The sequence below is a fragment of the Marinovum sp. 2_MG-2023 genome, assembly GCF_030548265.1.
In the GTDB taxonomy this organism is placed as follows: Bacteria; Pseudomonadota; Alphaproteobacteria; order Rhodobacterales; family Rhodobacteraceae; genus Marinovum.
On sequence record NZ_JAUOSD010000005.1, the window covers coordinates 192,978 to 210,880 of the forward strand.

Sequence of the window (17,903 nt, forward strand, 5' to 3'; positions counted from 1 at the left end):
ATGTTGGAACGAATTCGCTCTGATTTCTGGTACGAACTGCTTAATTCGCCGGTCACGGTCGTTTCGGCCGTCATCATTGCTTTGATGATCATCGGTTGCACCTTTGCCCCGGTCTTTGCGCCGCATACGCCGTTTGATCCAGCGACGATTTCGATCATGGACAACAATATGCCCCCTGCCTGGGCGGATGGCGCCGATCCCCGGTTCCTTTTGGGGACGGACCTGCAAGGGCGCGATGTCCTGTCGGCGATGCTCTATGGTGGGCGGATTTCGCTGCTGGTTGGCATTGGCGCGGTGGCGCTGTCTGTGGTGATCGGTATGATCGTCGGTCTGGTTGCCGGATACTTCGGCGGGATGACCGATGCAGTGCTGATGCGGGTTGCAGAAATCCAGTTCGCCTTTCCCCCGATCCTGATCGCGCTGTTGTTCAACGGCATTCTCAAGGCGTCTTTGCCTGCGGATGTCTTTGCCGGGGCCGCCGTGCCAATCATGATCCTTGCCATCGGTTTGGCCGGATGGGTCCAGTTTGCCCGCATCGTGCGTGCCTCTGCGATGGTGCAGCGCGGTCAGGATTACGTCACCGCTTGCCACGCGATCGGCTTGCCGACGGTCACGATCATCCTGCGCCACATCACGCCAAACATCCTTGGGCCGGTGCTTGTGCTTGCCATGTTGCAAATCGCCGTGGCCATCGTGACCGAGGCAACGCTGTCCTTCCTTGGGCTGGGCACGCCTTTGACCGAACCGTCGCTTGGCGCCTTGATCCAGATCGGCAGCCAATACCTGTTTTCCGGCATTTGGTGGGTCGTGATCTTTCCCGGCATCATGCTTTTGGTGATGGTGGTTGCCTTCAATCTCGTGGCCGACTGGGTCCGCGACTATCTGAATCCGAGGTTGAGATGACCGATATTCTTTGCAAAACCCAAGACCTGAAAATCACGTTCCCACACCGGCTGGGTGATTTCACCGCCGTCCATGGCTTTGATATGGAGGTTCGGCGCGGCGAGATTGTCGGGCTGATCGGCGAAAGTGGTGCGGGTAAATCGACCATTGGCAACGCCATCATGGGCCTGTTGTCGCATCCTGGCGTGGTGTCGGGCGGGCGGATCGAGCTTGAGGGTGAAAACCTGGTCGATTTATCCGATGCGGCGATGGCGCGGCTGCGCGGCCGGCGGATTGGCATGATCTTTCAGGATCCGATGACGTCGCTGAACCCGTTGATGACGGTCGGCGATCAGCTGGCGGAATCCATCGCGATATTGCAGGATTTGCCACTGGCGCAGGCGCGCAAGCTGGCTGTTGATCGGTTGGACGGTGTCGGCATTCCCGACGCGGCCAACCGCATGGGGCAATATCCGCACGAATTCTCTGGCGGGATGCGGCAACGTGTGGTCATCGCCCTTGCCATGGCCGGTGATCCCGACCTTCTGATTGCGGATGAACCGACCACAGCGCTGGATGTATCTGTGCAAAAACAGGTGCTTGATCTGATCCGCAGCATTTGTGTTGAACGCTCTCTTGGGGTGATTTTGGTCACCCATGACATGGGGGTGATCGCCGAAACCGCCGACAGGGTCTATGTGATGCGCTACGGCAAACTGGTGGAAACCGGCCCAACGGCACAGGTGATCCACCAGCCCACCCAGCAATATACTCAAGATTTGATTGCCGCGATCCCCAGCATCGACCGCCGCGAAGACAGGTTCCGCAATCCCGCGAAAAAGACCGGCGAGATTGATCAATGGCTGTTGCAGGGGCACAAGGGCGAAGGATCTGGCGATTATGTCACCGCAAGCGCGCTGACCAAGGATTTTGCCACCAAAAAGAAGTCTTTCTGGGGAAAGGCGGGCAGCTTCCGCGCTGTGGATATTCCCGGCCTCAGCATCAAACGCGGCGAGGTTCTGGGGCTTGTCGGGGAAAGCGGGTCCGGCAAATCGACCCTTGGCCGGATGATGACCGGTCTGATCCCGCCCAGTTCCGGCAGTGTGCGGTATGGTGATCATGGGCTTATGACCGATGTACGCACGCGGGCCGCCCGCAAGGCGCTGCGCCGTGATGTGCAGGTGGTCTTTCAGGATCCCTATTCGTCGCTCAACAGCCGGATGCGCGTTGATCACATTCTGGCCGAACCAATCCGGTTTCACGGTCTGGCCGAACGCGAGGAAACCCCGCGTCTGGTTGGGGCTTTGCTGGAGCGCGTCGGCCTGCCTGCGGATTCCGGGCGCAAATTTCCGCATCAATTTTCGGGTGGTCAACGCCAGCGTATCTGCATCGCGCGCGCGCTTTCGGTCCGGCCCCGGTTTTTGCTTTGTGACGAGCCGACCTCGGCGTTGGATGTGTCGATCCAGGCCGACATGTTGGCGCTGTTGATGGAGCTGCGCCGCTCGCTCGGGCTGACCATGCTGTTTGTCAGCCATGATCTGGCGGTGGTGCGGCAGGTTTCAGACCGGGTGGCAGTGATGAAGCAGGGCCAGATCGTCGAATGCCGCGCGGCAGAGGCTTTGTATGATGCACCAGAGAATGAATACACCCGAATGCTGCTGGAAACGGCACCGCGCGCCACGGGACATGAGAATACACAAAATATGAGGAGAGCAACATGATAGGCATAGTGGGATGCGGCGCGATGGGCGGCGCGATGATTGCGCGGCTTGTTGAAAAGGGCCATCAGGTGCTCTGCTATGACGCGATGCCAGAGGCGCGTGCGCGCGCCGTGGCGAATGGCGCCACTGCATGCGAGAGTTTGGGCGCCTTGGCGCAAAGCTGCGATCAGATCATCCTGTCGCTGCCCAAAGCCGAGGTTGTGACCAGCGTCATGGCCGATCTCGTGCCGCATGTACAGGCGGGAACCATCATTCTGGACACGTCGACATCAGAGCCGGACACAACCAAATCTCTGGCCGCCGCGGCAGACGGCTACATCTTTCTTGATGGTCCGGTCAGCGGCGGGCCGGGCGGCGCACGCGCGGGCACGATGACCATGGTTCTGGGCGGCCCGGCTGCGGCCATCGACGCGCTGCGCCCGGTTCTGGATGATCTGACGGCCAAGACCGTGCATGTCGGCCCCGCGGGATCGGGCCATGCAGCGAAAATTGCCAACAATCTGCTCTGTGCTGCGAATTTGGTGTTGGTCAGTGAAATGGCCCGTCTGGCGCAAAGCTGTGACATCCCGCTTGATAGCCTGTTGCAAGGGGTCAACGCTGGATCTGGGCGCAGCGGGGTCAGCGAAGTGAACTTCCCGAAATGGATTTTGAATGGTGCCTATGATTCCGGGTTTACCATGGGGCTGATGCGCAAGGATGTGGGGCTTGCCACCAAATTGGCGGGGCAGGGCGGGCTTGACCTTCCGGCCACTGCTGCGATTGCCGCGATCTGGGAAAACAGCCGCGATACATTGGCCGACAGCGCCGATTTCAACGAGATTTTCAAATATGGAGCCACCGACAATGTCTGACCGCAAAGACCTTTTGCTTTCGCTGATGCGTGACCTTGGCCTTGGCACAGAGGTTCAAAGCCTGATCGGCGGCCAGTTGCGCGACGGCGCAGGTGATGCCGTGGTGCTCGAAGATCCCTATGCGCAGATCGAACTGGCCCGCTATGCCGATTGCGGCGCGACGCTGGCGGCGGCGGCCTGCGATGCCGCGGCAGAGGCGCAAAAGGCCTGGGCCGGTGGTTATTCCGCCGCCGCGCGCGGCGATGTCATGCAGGACATCGCGCGGGCGGTTCTGGACCACCACGAAACGCTGGCGCGGCTCGAAGCGCTGGTTGCGGGTAAACCCGTCCGCGATTGCCGGGTGGAGGTGGCCAAGGTCGCCGAGATGTTCCGCTATTACGCCGGTTGGGCAGACAAACTGCACGGTGAAGTGATCCCGGTGCCAAGCGGGCACCTGAATTATACCCTGCGCGAACCCCTGGGCGTGGTCTTCCAAATCACGCCGTGGAACGCGCCGATCTTTACCGCAGGCTGGCAAATCGCGCCGGCCATCGCCACCGGCAATGGCGTTGTGATCAAGCCCAGTGAATTGACCCCGCTGACAACCGTCGCACTGTTGAAGATCGCCGAAGACGCGGGACTGCCCAAAGGGTTGGTCAACGTGCTCTGCGGGCTGGGGCCAACAACTGGACAAGCCGCGATTGAACATGACGCGGTACGCAAGGTGATCTTTGTCGGCTCGCCCGAAACCGGGCGTCGCGTTGCGGTCGCGGCGGCGCAATCGCTGAAACCTGCGGTGCTGGAGCTGGGCGGCAAATCAGCCAATATCGTTTTTGGCGATGCCAATCTGAAACATGCCGCCCTTGGCGCGCAGGCGGCGATTTTTTCCGGCGCGGGGCAAAGCTGTGTCGCGGGGTCGCGGCTACTGGTGCATCAATCGGTTCATGCCGAGCTGACCGATATGATCGCTGCGGGCATGGACGGTATCCGCTTGGGGGATCCGCTGGATGAGGCCACCGAGGTTGGCCCGATCAGCAATGGCCGCCAGTTTGCCCATGTCACGGGCATGATCCAGGGCGCGCGTGACGCGGGGGGCATTGTGCGCACCCGCGACACAACACCAGACACCGGATATTTCGTGCCGCCAACCCTGCTGTCCGGGCTGGGTAATCACGCCGCCGCCGCCCAGACCGAGATTTTTGGCCCCGTCGCCACCGCCATCGCCTTTGCGGATGAGGAAGAGGCCATCGCCATTGCCAATGACACGATGTTCGGGCTGGCTGGCGCGGTTTGGACCTCGGATGTTGGCTGTGCACATCGGGTGTCATCGGCCGTGCGCGCCGGGACATTCTGGATCAACAGCTACAAGGCGATCCATGTGTCGTCGCCCTTTGGAGGGTCGCTCAACTCCGGCTTTGGCCGGTCCAGTGGTAGCGATGCGTTGATGGAGTATACAAGTCCGAAATCGGTCTGGCTCGACAATGGTAAAACGCCCAAAATCGCGTTTGGATATGTGTCCTGATGGATGGATCGGGGTGGGGGCCGCTGTGCCCTCTCCCCCTTTGATGGAAAGCAACAAAATGTCGCCCCCTGACTTTTTCACAGCGCAGCACCCGACCTGGACAGACTGGCGCCACGATCTGCACAAGCACCCGGAACTGGCCTATCAAGAGCACAGGACATCCGAATTCGTCGCCGAACGGCTGACGCAGATGGGGATAACGGTGCATCGCGGGTATGGCGGCACCGGCGTTGTCGGCGTGCTCAGGAACGGAGATGGCCCCAATATCGGGCTGCGCGCGGACATGGATGCGTTGCCGATTTCCGAAGAAAGCCAACAGCCCTACAGGTCCGTCCACGAGGGCATCATGCACGCCTGTGGCCATGACGGCCATACAACCATGCTGCTTGCCGCGGCAGAGTATCTGGCGAAGACAAAGCGCTTTTCCGGCACCGTCACATTCATTTTCCAACCCGCCGAGGAATGCGAAGCCGGTGCGCGCCGCATGATCGAAGACGGGCTGTTCAACGATCATCAGGTGGATGAGGTTTACGCCCTGCACAATTGGCCGGGCCTGACGCCGGGCGCGTTTTCCGTGCGGCCGGGCGCGCAGATGGCGGGGTTTGATACCTTTGATATTACCGTGACCGGGCGCGGGGGCCATGCGGCCATGCCGCATGATTGCAACGACAGTATCGTGGCCGCCGGACAGTTGATCGGCGCGTTTCAATCCGTTGTATCGCGCAGCCTTGACCCGCAATCGCCTGCGGTGCTGAGCGTCACACAGATCCACGCGGGTGACGCCTATAACGTCCTTCCCGAAGCTGTGCGGCTGGCGGGCTGCACCCGTTATTTCGACAAGGCCGTGAAACACCAGGTAGAGACCCGGATGACCGAGATTTGTGTCGGCGTTGCGGCGCAAAACGCCGTTGAAATTAACCTTGATTACAAAGCGGTCTATCCGCCGACGATCAACGATATCGCCAGTCAGCAAAAGGCACAGGCGGCGGCATCGACGGTTGCGGGTCGGGATGCTGTCCATAGCGATCAGAACCCCTCCATGGCATCCGAGGATTTTGCCTTCATGCTAGAACAGGTGCCGGGGGCCTATGTCTGGTTGGGGAATGGCCCCGTGTCAGAGTTTGGCGCTTTGCATTCGCCCCGTTATGATTTCAACGACGCGATCCTGCCCATCGGTGCGCGGTTTTTCTCATCACTGGTTGAGGGCGCGCGGCAATGAAGGCAGGACAGGATGTTGCACGATGACTTTGGTCGCCGACACCGAAGCGCTGTTGAACGACAACCCGGACACTGCCGCGCTGCTTGGCATCCAGCCGCGACGGTTTGCGGGGTTCGCTGACCTTGCCGGCACGCTTCTGGCCTCTTTCGCTGGGGTGCCGGGGGATGTGGTCCGGCGGGTCTATGCCGCCAACCCCGGTCTGGTCGACCTCAGCAGCCACGACATTGCGGAAACTGCGCGGCGTAATTTTGAGCCGGGCGGCGCGGTGGCCTCGCTATTGTTTGCACGCGGGGTGCATGCCGTCATGGCCCACCGTGTGGCGCATCAACTGTGGCAAGAAGGCGAACACACGCTTGCTTTGGCGGTCAAATCGGCCTTTGGGCGGGCCTTTTCCACCGATATCCATCCCGGCGCGCAGATTGGGCCGGGCTTCTGGCTGGATCACGGTTTGGGGTTTGTTGCTGGCGAAACCTGTGTGATCGGAGAGGATGTATCGATCTGGCATAACGTGACCCTGGGAAGCACGCTGTCGGACAGCGGTGCGCAGCGCCATCCAACACTCCGGGACGGCGCGGTCATCGGTGCTGGCGCGATCATCCTTGGCAATGTCACCGTCGGTGCCGGGGCCAATGTCGCGGCGGGTGCGATCGTGATCACCGATGTTGCGCCCGCGACGGTCGTTGTCGGAGCCAAGTCCAGACAGGTTGGTCCCGCAAAAGTGTCCTTTGCAAAGCCCAGGGAGTAACGCCATGAACGATGCATTCGGAATCGATCACCCATTGATCGCGGTACACGACATCAATGCCTTGCGTGAACGGCTGATCGACATCGGGTTCAACATGACATCCATCGGCAAACACCCTTGGGGGACCAGCACCAGCCTGGCGATGTTCCAGGGCTGTTTGCTGGAAATCATGGGCATCTATGACCAGACCCTGATTGATGAGGTGCCTGCCGGGGATTTCCATTTCGGGCGCCATGTCCATGAACACCTTCAAAAACGGGAAGGCGTTGCGCTTACAGCGTTGCACAGTACCAATGCTGTCGCAGACGCTGCTTTTGCCGAACAGGCCGGATTTACGGTCAGTGGCCACCTGGAATTCGGCCGTGATGTGACACTGCCGAACGGCCGCTTGGGGCGTACCAAGACAACGCTCGCCCTGTTGCCAGACACAGCGCGCCCGCGCCTTTCTTTTTTTCTGTGCCAGCAACACCGCCCCGAATTCATCTATGTGCCCGCATGGTTGGTTCATCCGAATTCGGTTTGTGGCTATGCAGGCGCCTCTGTGTTGGCACGTGATGCGGACATGAGCGCGATGGAAACCAAATTCGCGGGCCTTTATGGCGCACCTCGTCCATGCGACGGTGGCGTCGTCTTCGATACCGCGAATGGGAAAATGCGATTGTTGACCCGCGCGGCGATAGAGGCCCGCAATGGCCCCCTGCCGATTGATGTCCTGACCGAGGACGCGCCGGGCATCGTGGCCCTGGACCTTGCCTATTCAGATGGCAAAAAGCTTGAGGCCTGTTTGCGAAACTCTGGTGTGATATACAGCAGGCATGAAAGCGAGTTTCGCCTTTCCGATCCGCAGTTATTCGGAAATACGTTTCTCAACTTCGTGCCAAGTTGACGTTTTTGAATGGCGGTCGCACGGCAGGCTTATCGGAGTAAGGCGCTTCGCCTTCTACACGAGATCGCGCCAAACGTGATTAAAATGACAGGCTATGTCGCGCCCTATATTCGCCTGAAATTGTCATGACATGCAAAGGGGCCTTGCTGCCAGAGGCCTGCGTGATCAGTACAAACGCAGTTAACGGCAGTCGAGAGCGCTCTTTTTATTAACGTCAGATCGTGGCGATACTTCGGATCGCGGCCTTGGCGATCTGGTCGAACATCGCACGATCGTCGGAGGAAGAAGCAACGATCATGCCGCCTTCCAGCGCCGCGACGATGAGGCAGGATGTGTCTTCGGGGTTTTGGACGCCATTGCGTTGGAACAGATCAAGCAGCCACATCCTGTTCATTTTGAAAAATGCCTTTGTTTTCTGGTTTACATTCTTGGGAAGCCCGATCGCCTCGGCTCCCATGATTGCGCAAAGACAGATGGTTTCGTCCAAAACAAGCGCTTGAGAGTAGAGCGCGACATAGCTGTCCAACGCCGTTTGCAAGCTTGTCGTGTCGATCTGTTCAAGTTGCTCTTTGAACTGGCTGGTGTAGCGATCAACCAAAGCTTCGCCCAAATCGGGTTTGGTCGGAAAGTGATAGTGAACGCTTGCGCTTTTGATGCCGACATCGCTTGCCAGATCGCGAAAGCTCATCGCTGAGAAACCCGCACCGCGGACACGCTTTTCAGCGGCGTCGAGGATTTTGTCTTTCATTGTCGGTGGCATGCGGGGCTCCTGTCTATCATGTGGTAGATAGGTGTTGACAGTGGGGAGGGCAATATCTAATTGAAAGCCTATCAACTGATAGATAGCCATGCGGCGCCCCCTGGCGTTGAACCGGAAGGATGTACCATGGACCTAAACGCAAATTTTGATGAACGTGCTGCTGTGCATTCGGACAGGGAACCGTGGGTGGCATCCCCGATGAAGGGCGTGGACCGGCGGATGCTGGACCGGATCGGGGATGAGGTCGCGCGGGCGACGACCATTGTCCGCTATGCGCCGGGCAGCGCGTTTTCGGCGCACACCCATACGGGCGGCGAAGAATTTCTGGTGCTTGAGGGCGTCTTTCAGGACGAGCACGGTGACTTTCCGGTTGGCACCTATGTGCGCAACCCGCCGACCTCTGCGCATACGCCAAGCTCTGCATCGGGGGCGACGATCTTCGTCAAACTGTGGCAGTTTGACATGGATGACCGTCAGCAGATCACCATAGACACCACCACCCAGACCCCGCAGCCAGTGCAAGAAGGTGTTTCAGAAATCTCGCTGTTCGAGGATGCGCGGGAACGGGTGCGGATCGAGCTTTGGGAGGCCAATGTGGCAGTGACGCAGGCGGGCCACAACGGGTTCGAAGCCCTTGTGATCGAAGGCAGCCTTCGCGAAGGCGATGAGGAATTCGGGGTCAATTCCTGGCTGCGCCTGCCGCCCCACACGCCGTTGAACGCTGTTTCCGGGCCTGATGGGGCGCGGCTTTGGGTCAAATCCGGCCATCTTGCGGAAACGCCGACAGCCCCCAATGCCGGAGGCTGAGATGTCAGATCCACTTGCGATCGTTGGCGGGGCGGGGGCCGGTCTTGGGCAGAGTTTGGTGCGCACCTTTGCTCAGAACGGCTATACTTCCATCGGCCTCAACCGCTCGGTTCCCGATGGGGCGGCGGGCACGACACATGCCGTTGACCTGTCCGACCCTGATCAAACAGGCCAAACTGTGTCGGATCTGATCCAAACCCATGGGGCACCAAAACTGGTGGTTCACAACGCGGCGAAGCTGGTGATCGCGGGGTTTGAGGATACCACGACGACAGATTTTGAGGCGACATGGCGTGCGATGGTGCTTTCAGCGGTCAATCTGGCCCGAAGCGTGTTGCCCGCGATGGTGGAAGGCGGCGGTGGCACCTTCATCGTCTCCGGCGCGACAGCGAGCCTTCGTGGTGGCAAGAATTTCGCTGCCTTTGCCTCGGCCAAGGCGGGGTTGCGGGCGTTGACCCAATCGCTGGCGCGTGAACATGGGCCGCAGGGTATCCACGTCGTGCATGTGGTTCTTGACGGGATTGTCGACACGGATGCCAGCCGCGCCTTGCACAGTATGGACCCTGCACGGATGATGAAACCTGAGGATATTGCCCGCACCTATCTGACGCTGGCGGATCAACCACGATCCACCTGGACGCATGAGCTGGACCTCAGACCGATGGGAGAGGCGTTCTGATGCAGACCGATGTTCTGATTGTGGGCGGTGGTTTGTCGGGTCTTGCGCTTGCCGACCATCTGGCCCGGCAGGGCCGCGATTTCTTGCTGGTTGAAGCGCGGGACCGCCTTGGCGGGCGTATCCTGACCAAAGAGTTTTCGGGCGGGGCGTTTGACCTTGGGCCTGCGTGGTTCTGGCCGGGCCAGCCGCGCATGGCGGCCCTTGCCGAACGTTTTCAGATCCCTGTGTTCGAGCAGTTCTCAACAGGTGACTTGGTCTATCAAGAGCAAAACGGTGCTGTGCAGCGCGGGCGCGGTTATGCCTCTATGACGGGGTCGTACCGCTTGGCAGGTGGGATCGGCCGTGTGGTGCATGCCTTGGCCAAAGGGTTGGATCCGGCGATGATCATGACCAGCACGCGGCTGACGTCGATCGACCATTCGGCGGACAACATCACGGCGCGGGTCGATCAAGACGGCAGCGCACAGATCATCAAGGCCAACAGGATCGTGATGGCCGTGCCGCCCCGGGTCATCGCCGATACCGTTTCCTTTGACCCCGCCCTGGATGCAGCCCAAACGCAGGCTTTGCAAAACGTGCCGACCTGGATGGCCGGTCAGGCCAAGATCGTCGCGCTTTACGACCAGCCTCATTGGCGAAATGCCGGGCTGTCCGGCGACGCCATGAGCCAGCAAGGGCCGATGGTTGAAATCCATGATGCTTCGCCAAGGCAGGGCGGTCCCTATGCGCTCTTCGGTTTTGTCGGGGTCCCTGCGGATGCGCGTGCCCAGCACAAAGATGAGATGATGCGCCTTGCGGTGATGCAGCTGACGGCGATGTTCGGTCCGAAAATGGCCAACCCAATTCACCTTGTTTTGCAGGACTGGGCGACCATTCCAGACATCGCGCGCCCACGGGATCGACAACCGGTCCGAAGCCACCCCCGCTATGGTTTGCCGACCAACCTGCGTGTCCTTTCAGCACGCGGGATGATATTTGCGTCGACCGAAACCGCCCCGGAATTCGGAGGCTTTCTTGAGGGCGCATTAGAGGCGGCAGAACATGCGGCCAACACACTGGCGCTGCACGAACCCATGCAGACCTGATCACCGACCGCCCGCATGGTCTTGGGCATCCATTGGACAAATTAGAGCACGCCGCGCCAAGCCCATCCAAGGGGCATGGTGGCCATACGGGTGAAATATGATGACACCGACCATAGACACGACTGAAACCGCCGGGTTTCGGCGCAACCTTACGGTGCTGATCCTTGCCCAATCTTTTTTTTGGGGGGGGGCTGCCAGTGGACCGATTGTAATCTCGCTGGGGGGATTGGTTGGCCAGGATCTTGCGACTGACCCTGCTTTGGCGACGCTGCCGGTCAGCATTTACAATCTTGGGCTTGCCCTTGGAACGGTGCCTGCCGCTTCGATCATGCGACACTATGGGCGGCGCAACGGTTATCTTCTAGGGGCGATGATCGGCGTGTTGTCCGGATTGATCGCCGCTGGCGCGATATCATTTGGGGCGTTCATATTCTTCTGTTTGGGAACGTTTCTGGCGGGGCTCTATGCGTCTTATGTCCAGTCTTACCGTTTCGCAGCTGCCGACGGGCGCGAAGGGGCAGACAGGGGGCGGGCCATTTCATGGGTCATGGTTGGCGGGCTGGTCGCGGCCATTATCGGCCCGCAACTGGTCATTGCCACGCGCGACGCTGTGCCGGGGGTGCCCTTTGCGGGTAGTTTCCTGAGCCAAGCGGCGCTGGCGCTCATCGCATTTTTTGTTCTGATCCGATTAAGGGGCCGCCACCCCGCAGCCACAGCCCAAACGCCGTCCGATGACGGGGGGCGCAACGTGTTCCAACTTCTGGCTTCGCCTAAATACATGCTTGGGGTTGCTGCTGGCGTGGTGTCTTACGGGCTCATGTCATTTGTCATGACGGCTGCACCGCTGGCGATGGTCGGATGCGGGCATTCGATTGACCACGCAGCTTGGGGTATTCAATGGCATGTGCTGGCGATGTTCGCGCCCAGCCTTGTTACGGGCAAGCTGATCGCCGGGTTCGGCAAGGAAAAGGTCACCGCCGTTGGCCTGATCCTCATCGGCATTTCCGGTGCTGTTGCGCTGACCGGTTTGGATCTGAGGCATTTCTTCATCTCTCTCATCCTTCTTGGGATCCCTTTGTCTTGCAACGCTTCTCTGAACCAGTCTGCGTCATAGCCGCGATCTCCGAGCAACCAGTCGGCGTTTGGCAAACCACTGAGCAGCACCGGCGCGCCTATATGGGGCTCGGCGTTCCAACCTTGCAGCATGGCCGTCAGTCGCACCCGCTGTTTGGCAGGGGAAAGGCCGGTGACGCCGTTCTTTGCCAGTGCCAGCATGTGTTCGATCTGCTGATGGAAAGGGCCGTATGCAATCAACGCCTCAGCGGTCGTGCGACCCAGCGTTTTGATGAACTCTGTTTTGCCGACACTCGACGCCAGCGCCTTTGGGACGCGCCTCCGGTAGATCAGGTTTCCATTTCGGGGGTCAGGTTTGACATACTTCACGGCTATCATTCGCACAGCTACATCCGCCTTGTGGATACGGATGTGGATACAGACGCGCAAGTGCCATCTGAATTATCCAATTAAAACAGATATATATTACAGTTTTAATGGTGCCCGGGGGCGGAATCGAACCACCGACACGAGGATTTTCAATCCACTGCTCTACCCCTGAGCTACCCGGGCATGGGTGAACGGACAACCGTTCGGGTGGACGCGTTCTAGGTTAGGGTTGCGGGAGTGTCCAGTGGGTTTTTGCAAAATTTCCCATGTAATTTTGCATTGCGGGTCATTGGGTCTCCGATTGCCAGATCAGGCTTTGGTCGCCGCCCAGTTTGGAACTGCCGAGCGGGGCGAAAGATGCAGCCAAATCAGTGAGTTCCGCGGAAGGTGACAGGGTCAGATAGGCCGGGAGCCAAGCAAGGTTGTAGCCGGTGATCTCGCGGCTGCCGTCGAAATAATTTTGCGCTTCGCCGGTGATTTCCATTGTGCGCGCCCCGCCGTCCATCTCGGCGATGGTAAAGTTGACCACACGTTCCAGTGCATCTTCGCAGCGTGCGCCAGGGTGGTAGCCCTGATCGCGCAGCAGCTTGCTGGCCACCACCAGCGGCGCGACGGCATGCATCTGGTAATGATAGGCCAGCCGCCCGCGCGACATCTCTTGTGGCAGGCTGCCGTCGGGGTTGGCGGTGCACAGCACATAGTCCACCGACCAGCCCGCCCAGCCGCGCAGCACAGGGTCGTTGGTCAGATCCGCAATGCCAGCCCCCCCAAGCGCCGCCCAGGCACGCAGATTGCCGCGTTTGGCGCCCTTGGGCGCGGCTTCTTCCCAGAACAGCATCTGATCTTGCGCCAGACCCGCCAACCATGGGCGAATGGCGTTCAGGTCGTCCTCTGTGCCGCCATGCGGCACCACCTGGCGCAGCGCAAGCGCGAACCCGGCCAACCGGGATCCAATGGTCAGCCGTGTGGTGTCGGAATCCAGATTGGCCAGCGCCCCGGCACGGGCCCATTCAGCGACCTGATGCACGACGCAATCGGCGATTTCCTCATGCGGGGCATCCGGGGCAAAAATCTGGTTTGCCTGATCGGTCAGGGAGACAATGAAATTGTCCAGCGGCTTCAGATCGGCAATGGCGGCCGCCTCGGCCTCCTTGTCGATCTCTGACCGGGTTTCACTGTCATCGGTATATCGGCTTTCGATGGCCAGAGACAGCACGGGCGCGGGCGCAAGTGGGCAATTCAGCTCTTGTGCCCGAACGGCGGTGCTGGTTCCCAGCTCCAGACTCAACGCAGATCCCAGTGTCAGCGCAATCGCAATTGCCGCGCCAGTTCGCCCGCCTCTTGGTTTCCACCTGCGGCAGCTTTGTCGAGCCATTCAAGGGCCTCCGTAACTTCTCGATTGGTGCCAGTGCCATACAGTTTGGCCCGGCCAAATTCAGCCATTGCCGCCACGGAACCGGCTTCTGCGGCCTGTCGGACGGCTGCGGTCGCTGCGGCCATGGTCTGCACATTTCGTGCCTCCGATTGCAGCAGACGTGCGTGCCGCCACAGGGCCTCGGGTTCGCCGGATGCCGTGGCACGCGCCAACAGTTGACGGAAATTCATCGACTGGTCAATGGCGCGTCTCACTTCTGGCGGAGCGGCGAAATACCGCTCGAATGCGCGCGGAATATTGTCGGGTTGCGACACCAGCCCAGCGAAATGCCCGGCGGCGGCCTGGGCGTCAAAGCCAGACAGATCCGGTCGCGCCGTCAGGTCAAACAACCGCCAGCGTGCCGCAATGTCGTCGCCACGGTCACGGGCCACCACGTCGACCGGTGTCGGTGCGGCGCCGGTATCGAACACTTCCATTTGGGTGTCTGTGAACCGCAGTTTCGCCAACACATGTCCGCCATGCAGCACCAGCCCGATCCGACGCCAGTGATAGGCCATGTCGGGATTGTCCAGGATGGCATGGGCTTCGCCCAGCTCGCTGGTGTCCTTGGTCGAACAGGCCATCAGGCTGACCGCCCGGTCAAAGTAATCGTCGTACTGGCTGGGCGCGACATGGGGCAGGGCGAACATCAAGGCCAGGAAATCACCGCGTTCCTCGATGATTTGGGCAAATTCGGTGAACACAGCCGTTTCGGCCTCGGGGGTTTTGCCCAGACGTGCCAGCAGCCGGATTGCGGCACCTTCGCCGCGATAGCTGGCCTGACGCAGCAAGCGGCGCACTTCGGTGGCCACGGCGGGGTCGGTGCCGTTGTCGTTGATCATCGCCACGGCCACATCCAGCGCCGAGGTCACGCCGTTGTTCAGATAGACCCGGCGAAAGAATTCCAGCGCCAGCGCGCGTTCCGCCGGGTTGGTCGCCAGTTCAAACTCCAGCTTGGCGAATTCCTCAAGTCCCTTGTCGGAATTGTCGAGCCGATCAGCCCAGATCCGTTGCCGGGTTTCGGTGGCAATCGGGTCGATGTTGACCAATTCCAGATAGTTCGCCAGCGAGGTTGTGCGCCCAGCCAGCGCCTGACGTTGCAGATGCGCCAGGCTCCAGGGGTCTTTGTAGGGGTCCAGCGAAATCAGGTTTGTCGCGCTGACCTGCACGGTTTCATGTGCTGTCGCGCGAAAGGCGCGGGCCCAGGGCTCGGCCTGGTCCAAATGCGGCGCGGTGGGGATCTGACAGCGAAACAGTTTGTCCAGATCATCCATCGCATCGGCGTCGCTGTGGCGCGTTGCCGCCAGCGTCAAAAGATCGACGGCCCGGTCCAATTGTGCCGGGGTGTCGCGATAGCGCAGCAGACGCTCGGCCAAAAGCCGCATCCCCTCGGCGTCATCGCGCGCAACCGCGATTTCCAACTGGGCAATCATCTGCGCTTCGCCGCCCCAGCGGCCAAGCCGGACCGCAATTTCCTTGGCCAGATCGGTGTAAATCGCTCCGGGGGCCGATGGAATCTGCGTAACCTCACGCAGGTAGGTCAGATAGGGGCTGGAGGGGCTGTTTTCCAAGGCGTCGATATTGACATCAAGTTGCAACAGCGGCGTCAGGGTCGGGCGTCGGCGGCCGCGATCCTCGGCCTGATTGAAGGCCAGTATTTCGCGCAACATGTCCAGGTCGACCCCGGCACTCTGCAGCTGGCCTTCGGCGCTGTCGTCAATTGCGATACCGCGTTCGACCGCACGCTGAAGATAGGCCAGCATTTCGTCGTTGTCCTGCTCGATCACGCCGGCAGCCAGATGGTGTTCCACCACCCGCCATGCCGCCCGTGCCGATCCAAGATCGGCGGCAAACCGGTCCCAGGCCAAAGCGATGTCAGTGTTGCGATGAACAATGATGCCTTTGCGGTATTCTTGCGCGATGCGTTCGGCGCGGATGCAGATCTGGCTGTCCATCTGGCCTAGCAATCCGCCAAAGGCCATGGTTGCGGTCAGGTTGGCGGGTGCCTCCCAACCGGGCAGAGGGCGGCCCTCGGCCATGCGGCGCGCGATGAACAGCAATGCATCGGCATTGCCGCCAAAACCAGCGTCGCGGATCAGATCAAGCGCCTGTTCCTCGTCGCGTTGCACGCCGATGCCGTTCAGAAAGAACTGCGCCAGTTTCATGCTTTGGGTATAGTTCAGCTCTGCGCGGCGCTCGTTCAGTTGCTGTACCAGCCCGGCCTGCATCAATTCCCGCAGCCGACCGGCGTCGATATGCAATCCGATCAGATCAAGCGTTTCATCCATGCCGCCAAACCGCGCATCAGCCTGCGACAGCCGTTTGCGCAGCGCGACGATGAAATCAAAATAGCGGTTCGGATCTTCGGCCTGATATCGGCGAATGTCGCGTTGCAGGAACCGAACCCGTTCAATGGTGGTCAGTTCGCCGTCAGATCCCGGTCCGGGCGCGTCAGAGATCAGCTCTTCGGGACCGTCGCCGCCACAGAGGTTCTGTTGTTCGACCGGCGGCGGCAAAAAGGCAAAGTCCAGCGGCGCGGCCGTGGCTGCGGCAGGAAGGTTCAGGGCCAGGACCGCCGTAGCGACCAGGGCGTGCGGGATTTGACGTTTTATCGCGAACATAGGCGCATCTCGGTGTTGTCTCCCAATGTCGCGTCCAGCGTGACAGTGACGTTGCGGGCCCCTTCGGGCCAAAGCCCGGACATCGGTACATAAAACCGCCCGGTGGGCAGCTGTGCCGGGTGGCGGGTGATTTCGCGGCTGCGGCTGCGGCCCTGATTGTCGTGCCAGGTGAACACCGCGCGGCGGGCCTGGGCGCCGTCGGCGTCGATGAACAGGATCTTGTCATGTTGGTCGCTGACCGACGACAGATCGGCGTTGACCCGGTCGCGGCTGCCGCCTTCGCGGCTGACGGTCAGGCCAAGATCACAACTGCCACGCGCTGCGGCAATCAATTCCAGCATTCTTTGGTCGTCGCTCAGACCGGGCGCTTCGGCCAGGGGCAGTTCCCAGACGATGATACTGGGGCGGGCCTGTTGAAATTCGGCCGAGGTCAGATAGGTCGAAATCGCAGCAAAGGCGCCACCACCGGGCACGGAATACTGGATCACCTGAATGCCGGTCTCTTCCGCCAGGAAACCGGCGAAATTGGCTTCGGGCGTGTCGGAATGGGCGCTGCCCACCAATGCAATCACGCCCTGTGGGCCATCGCCGGTCGAGGCGCGTGTGGTTGCAAATGTCTCGGTTGTGGCCTCGGGCAGAGGTTCGGCGCAATATTGCTGCCGCACCAGCCGGCTGTGCGATTCGACATTGGCGCTGCCGGTGGGGCGGGTTTGAAACCGGTTCCGGGCCAGTGCCTCGATGCCGGGGACCGCCGCGATCGCCCGGGCAATGGCCCGCGCCGCGAGCTGTGCCCCCGCGGCGTTCAACCGGGGATCGGCGCGAAAGAACGACAAGGGCGCATTCGCCGGGGCCATTTCCGCCCGCAGATCAACCGCGCGCACGCCGGCCTCGTGCAATTTTCCAAGGTCATCAAGATAGACCGTGGTGGCCAGCGAGTAATCAAAGCCGAAATCCATCGCCTCGGGGGACAGATACCGGGGCAGGGCCAGCGGCTTGGTCGGCACCGGCGCATAGATCAATGCCGTGCCCTTGGCCGCCAATGCCTGGCTCAATTCAGCCAGATCAGCCACAGTTTCCGGGGTCATCGGGTGCATATTGGAAAGATCGGGCGAAATGCGGAAAAACACTCCGTCGCGCCCTTCGACCGATGCCAGATATTGCGACCCCGCGAGATCGCGGCAGCCATATTGTGATTGTGCCGCTGCCGGACCAACCAAAGTGCCGGTCAGGGCCACACCGATCAGCGCCGCACCAAACCGTTCAAGAAGTCTCATCTGCCGTGCCATCCC

General features: G+C 60.6%; 15 protein-coding genes, 1 tRNA gene and 1 pseudogene. 11 read left to right on the forward strand and 6 right to left on the reverse strand.

Annotated features, from left to right (window positions below; genetic code table 11):
• From Q4577_RS08400 to Q4577_RS08430, 7 genes are read left to right on the forward strand one after another with little or no spacing between them, the layout of a single operon-like run.
• Nucleotides 1–903, forward strand: a complete 903-nt coding sequence (locus tag Q4577_RS08400) for an ABC transporter permease (protein ID WP_303469292.1) — start codon at nucleotides 1–3, stop codon at nucleotides 901–903.
• Entirely contained in the window at nucleotides 900–2,603 is a 1,704-nt protein-coding gene (locus Q4577_RS08405; RefSeq protein ID WP_303469293.1) for an ABC transporter ATP-binding protein, read from the forward strand. Before Q4577_RS08400 ends, Q4577_RS08405 begins: the two co-directional genes overlap by 4 nt.
• Nucleotides 2,600–3,454, forward strand: a complete 855-nt coding sequence (locus tag Q4577_RS08410; RefSeq protein WP_303469294.1) for an NAD(P)-dependent oxidoreductase — start codon at nucleotides 2,600–2,602, stop codon at nucleotides 3,452–3,454. The genes Q4577_RS08405 and Q4577_RS08410 overlap by 4 nt, the downstream gene beginning before the upstream one ends.
• A complete protein-coding gene (locus Q4577_RS08415) occupies nucleotides 3,447–4,955 on the forward strand; it encodes an aldehyde dehydrogenase family protein (protein ID WP_303469296.1) in 1,509 nt (502 codons plus the stop codon). The genes Q4577_RS08410 and Q4577_RS08415 overlap by 8 nt, the downstream gene beginning before the upstream one ends.
• Before the next feature lie 58 nt (nucleotides 4,956–5,013).
• The gene (locus Q4577_RS08420; RefSeq protein WP_303469298.1) at nucleotides 5,014–6,174 is read left to right on the forward strand and encodes a M20 aminoacylase family protein; all 1,161 of its coding nucleotides are present in this window, start codon (nucleotides 5,014–5,016) and stop codon (nucleotides 6,172–6,174) included.
• Nucleotides 6,175–6,196: 22 nt separating this feature from the next.
• Nucleotides 6,197–6,919, forward strand: coding sequence for a serine O-acetyltransferase (locus Q4577_RS08425; protein ID WP_303469299.1), 723 nt, complete (start codon nucleotides 6,197–6,199; stop codon nucleotides 6,917–6,919).
• Nucleotides 6,920–6,923: 4 nt separating this feature from the next.
• Nucleotides 6,924–7,805 (forward strand): VOC family protein, encoded by an 882-nt coding sequence (locus Q4577_RS08430; RefSeq protein WP_303469300.1) that lies wholly within the window; start codon nucleotides 6,924–6,926, stop codon nucleotides 7,803–7,805.
• 214 nt (nucleotides 7,806–8,019) lie between these two features.
• Here Q4577_RS08430 and Q4577_RS08435 read toward each other — a convergent pair whose 3' ends face one another.
• Nucleotides 8,020–8,655: a TetR/AcrR family transcriptional regulator gene (locus Q4577_RS08435; protein WP_303469301.1), complete on the reverse strand. Its 636-nt coding sequence runs from the start codon at nucleotides 8,653–8,655 to the stop codon at nucleotides 8,020–8,022.
• Between the two features lie 36 nt (nucleotides 8,656–8,691).
• Here Q4577_RS08435 and Q4577_RS08440 point away from each other — a divergent pair, with 36 nt between their 5' ends.
• From Q4577_RS08440 to Q4577_RS08455, 4 genes are all read left to right on the forward strand, one after another.
• Nucleotides 8,692–9,372 (forward strand): cupin domain-containing protein, encoded by a 681-nt coding sequence (locus tag Q4577_RS08440; RefSeq protein WP_303469302.1) that lies wholly within the window; start codon nucleotides 8,692–8,694, stop codon nucleotides 9,370–9,372.
• A 1-nt stretch (nucleotide 9,373) separates the two neighbouring features.
• Nucleotides 9,374–10,051 carry an SDR family NAD(P)-dependent oxidoreductase gene (locus tag Q4577_RS08445; protein WP_303469303.1) on the forward strand — a complete coding sequence of 226 codons (678 nt, stop codon included), beginning with the start codon at nucleotides 9,374–9,376 and terminating at the stop codon, nucleotides 10,049–10,051.
• The gene (locus Q4577_RS08450) at nucleotides 10,051–11,136 is read left to right on the forward strand and encodes an FAD-dependent oxidoreductase (protein ID WP_303469304.1); all 1,086 of its coding nucleotides are present in this window, start codon (nucleotides 10,051–10,053) and stop codon (nucleotides 11,134–11,136) included. Before Q4577_RS08445 ends, Q4577_RS08450 begins: the two co-directional genes overlap by 1 nt.
• 100 nt (nucleotides 11,137–11,236) lie before the next feature.
• Nucleotides 11,237–12,250, forward strand: a complete 1,014-nt coding sequence (locus Q4577_RS08455; protein ID WP_303469305.1) for an MFS transporter — start codon at nucleotides 11,237–11,239, stop codon at nucleotides 12,248–12,250.
• Here Q4577_RS08455 and Q4577_RS08460 read toward each other — a convergent pair.
• The 5 genes and pseudogenes from Q4577_RS08460 to Q4577_RS08480 all read right to left on the reverse strand — a co-directional run.
• Nucleotides 12,205–12,315, reverse strand: a pseudogene (locus Q4577_RS08460) (IS5/IS1182 family transposase); the annotation flags it as partial. The gene Q4577_RS08455 and the pseudogene Q4577_RS08460 sit on opposite strands and share 46 nt — an antisense overlap.
• A gap of 372 nt (nucleotides 12,316–12,687) precedes the next feature.
• Nucleotides 12,688–12,762 (reverse strand) — tRNA-Phe (locus Q4577_RS08465).
• A gap of 103 nt (nucleotides 12,763–12,865) precedes the next feature.
• Complete coding sequence (locus tag Q4577_RS08470) at nucleotides 12,866–13,867, reverse strand: alginate lyase family protein (protein WP_303469306.1); 1,002 nt, start codon at nucleotides 13,865–13,867, stop codon at nucleotides 12,866–12,868.
• A gap of 14 nt (nucleotides 13,868–13,881) precedes the next feature.
• Entirely contained in the window at nucleotides 13,882–16,614 is a 2,733-nt protein-coding gene (locus Q4577_RS08475; RefSeq protein WP_303469307.1) for a hypothetical protein, read from the reverse strand.
• A complete protein-coding gene (locus tag Q4577_RS08480; protein ID WP_244688306.1) occupies nucleotides 16,602–17,888 on the reverse strand; it encodes a hypothetical protein in 1,287 nt (428 codons plus the stop codon). The genes Q4577_RS08475 and Q4577_RS08480 overlap by 13 nt, the downstream gene beginning before the upstream one ends.
• Nucleotides 17,889–17,903 lie beyond the last annotated feature (15 nt).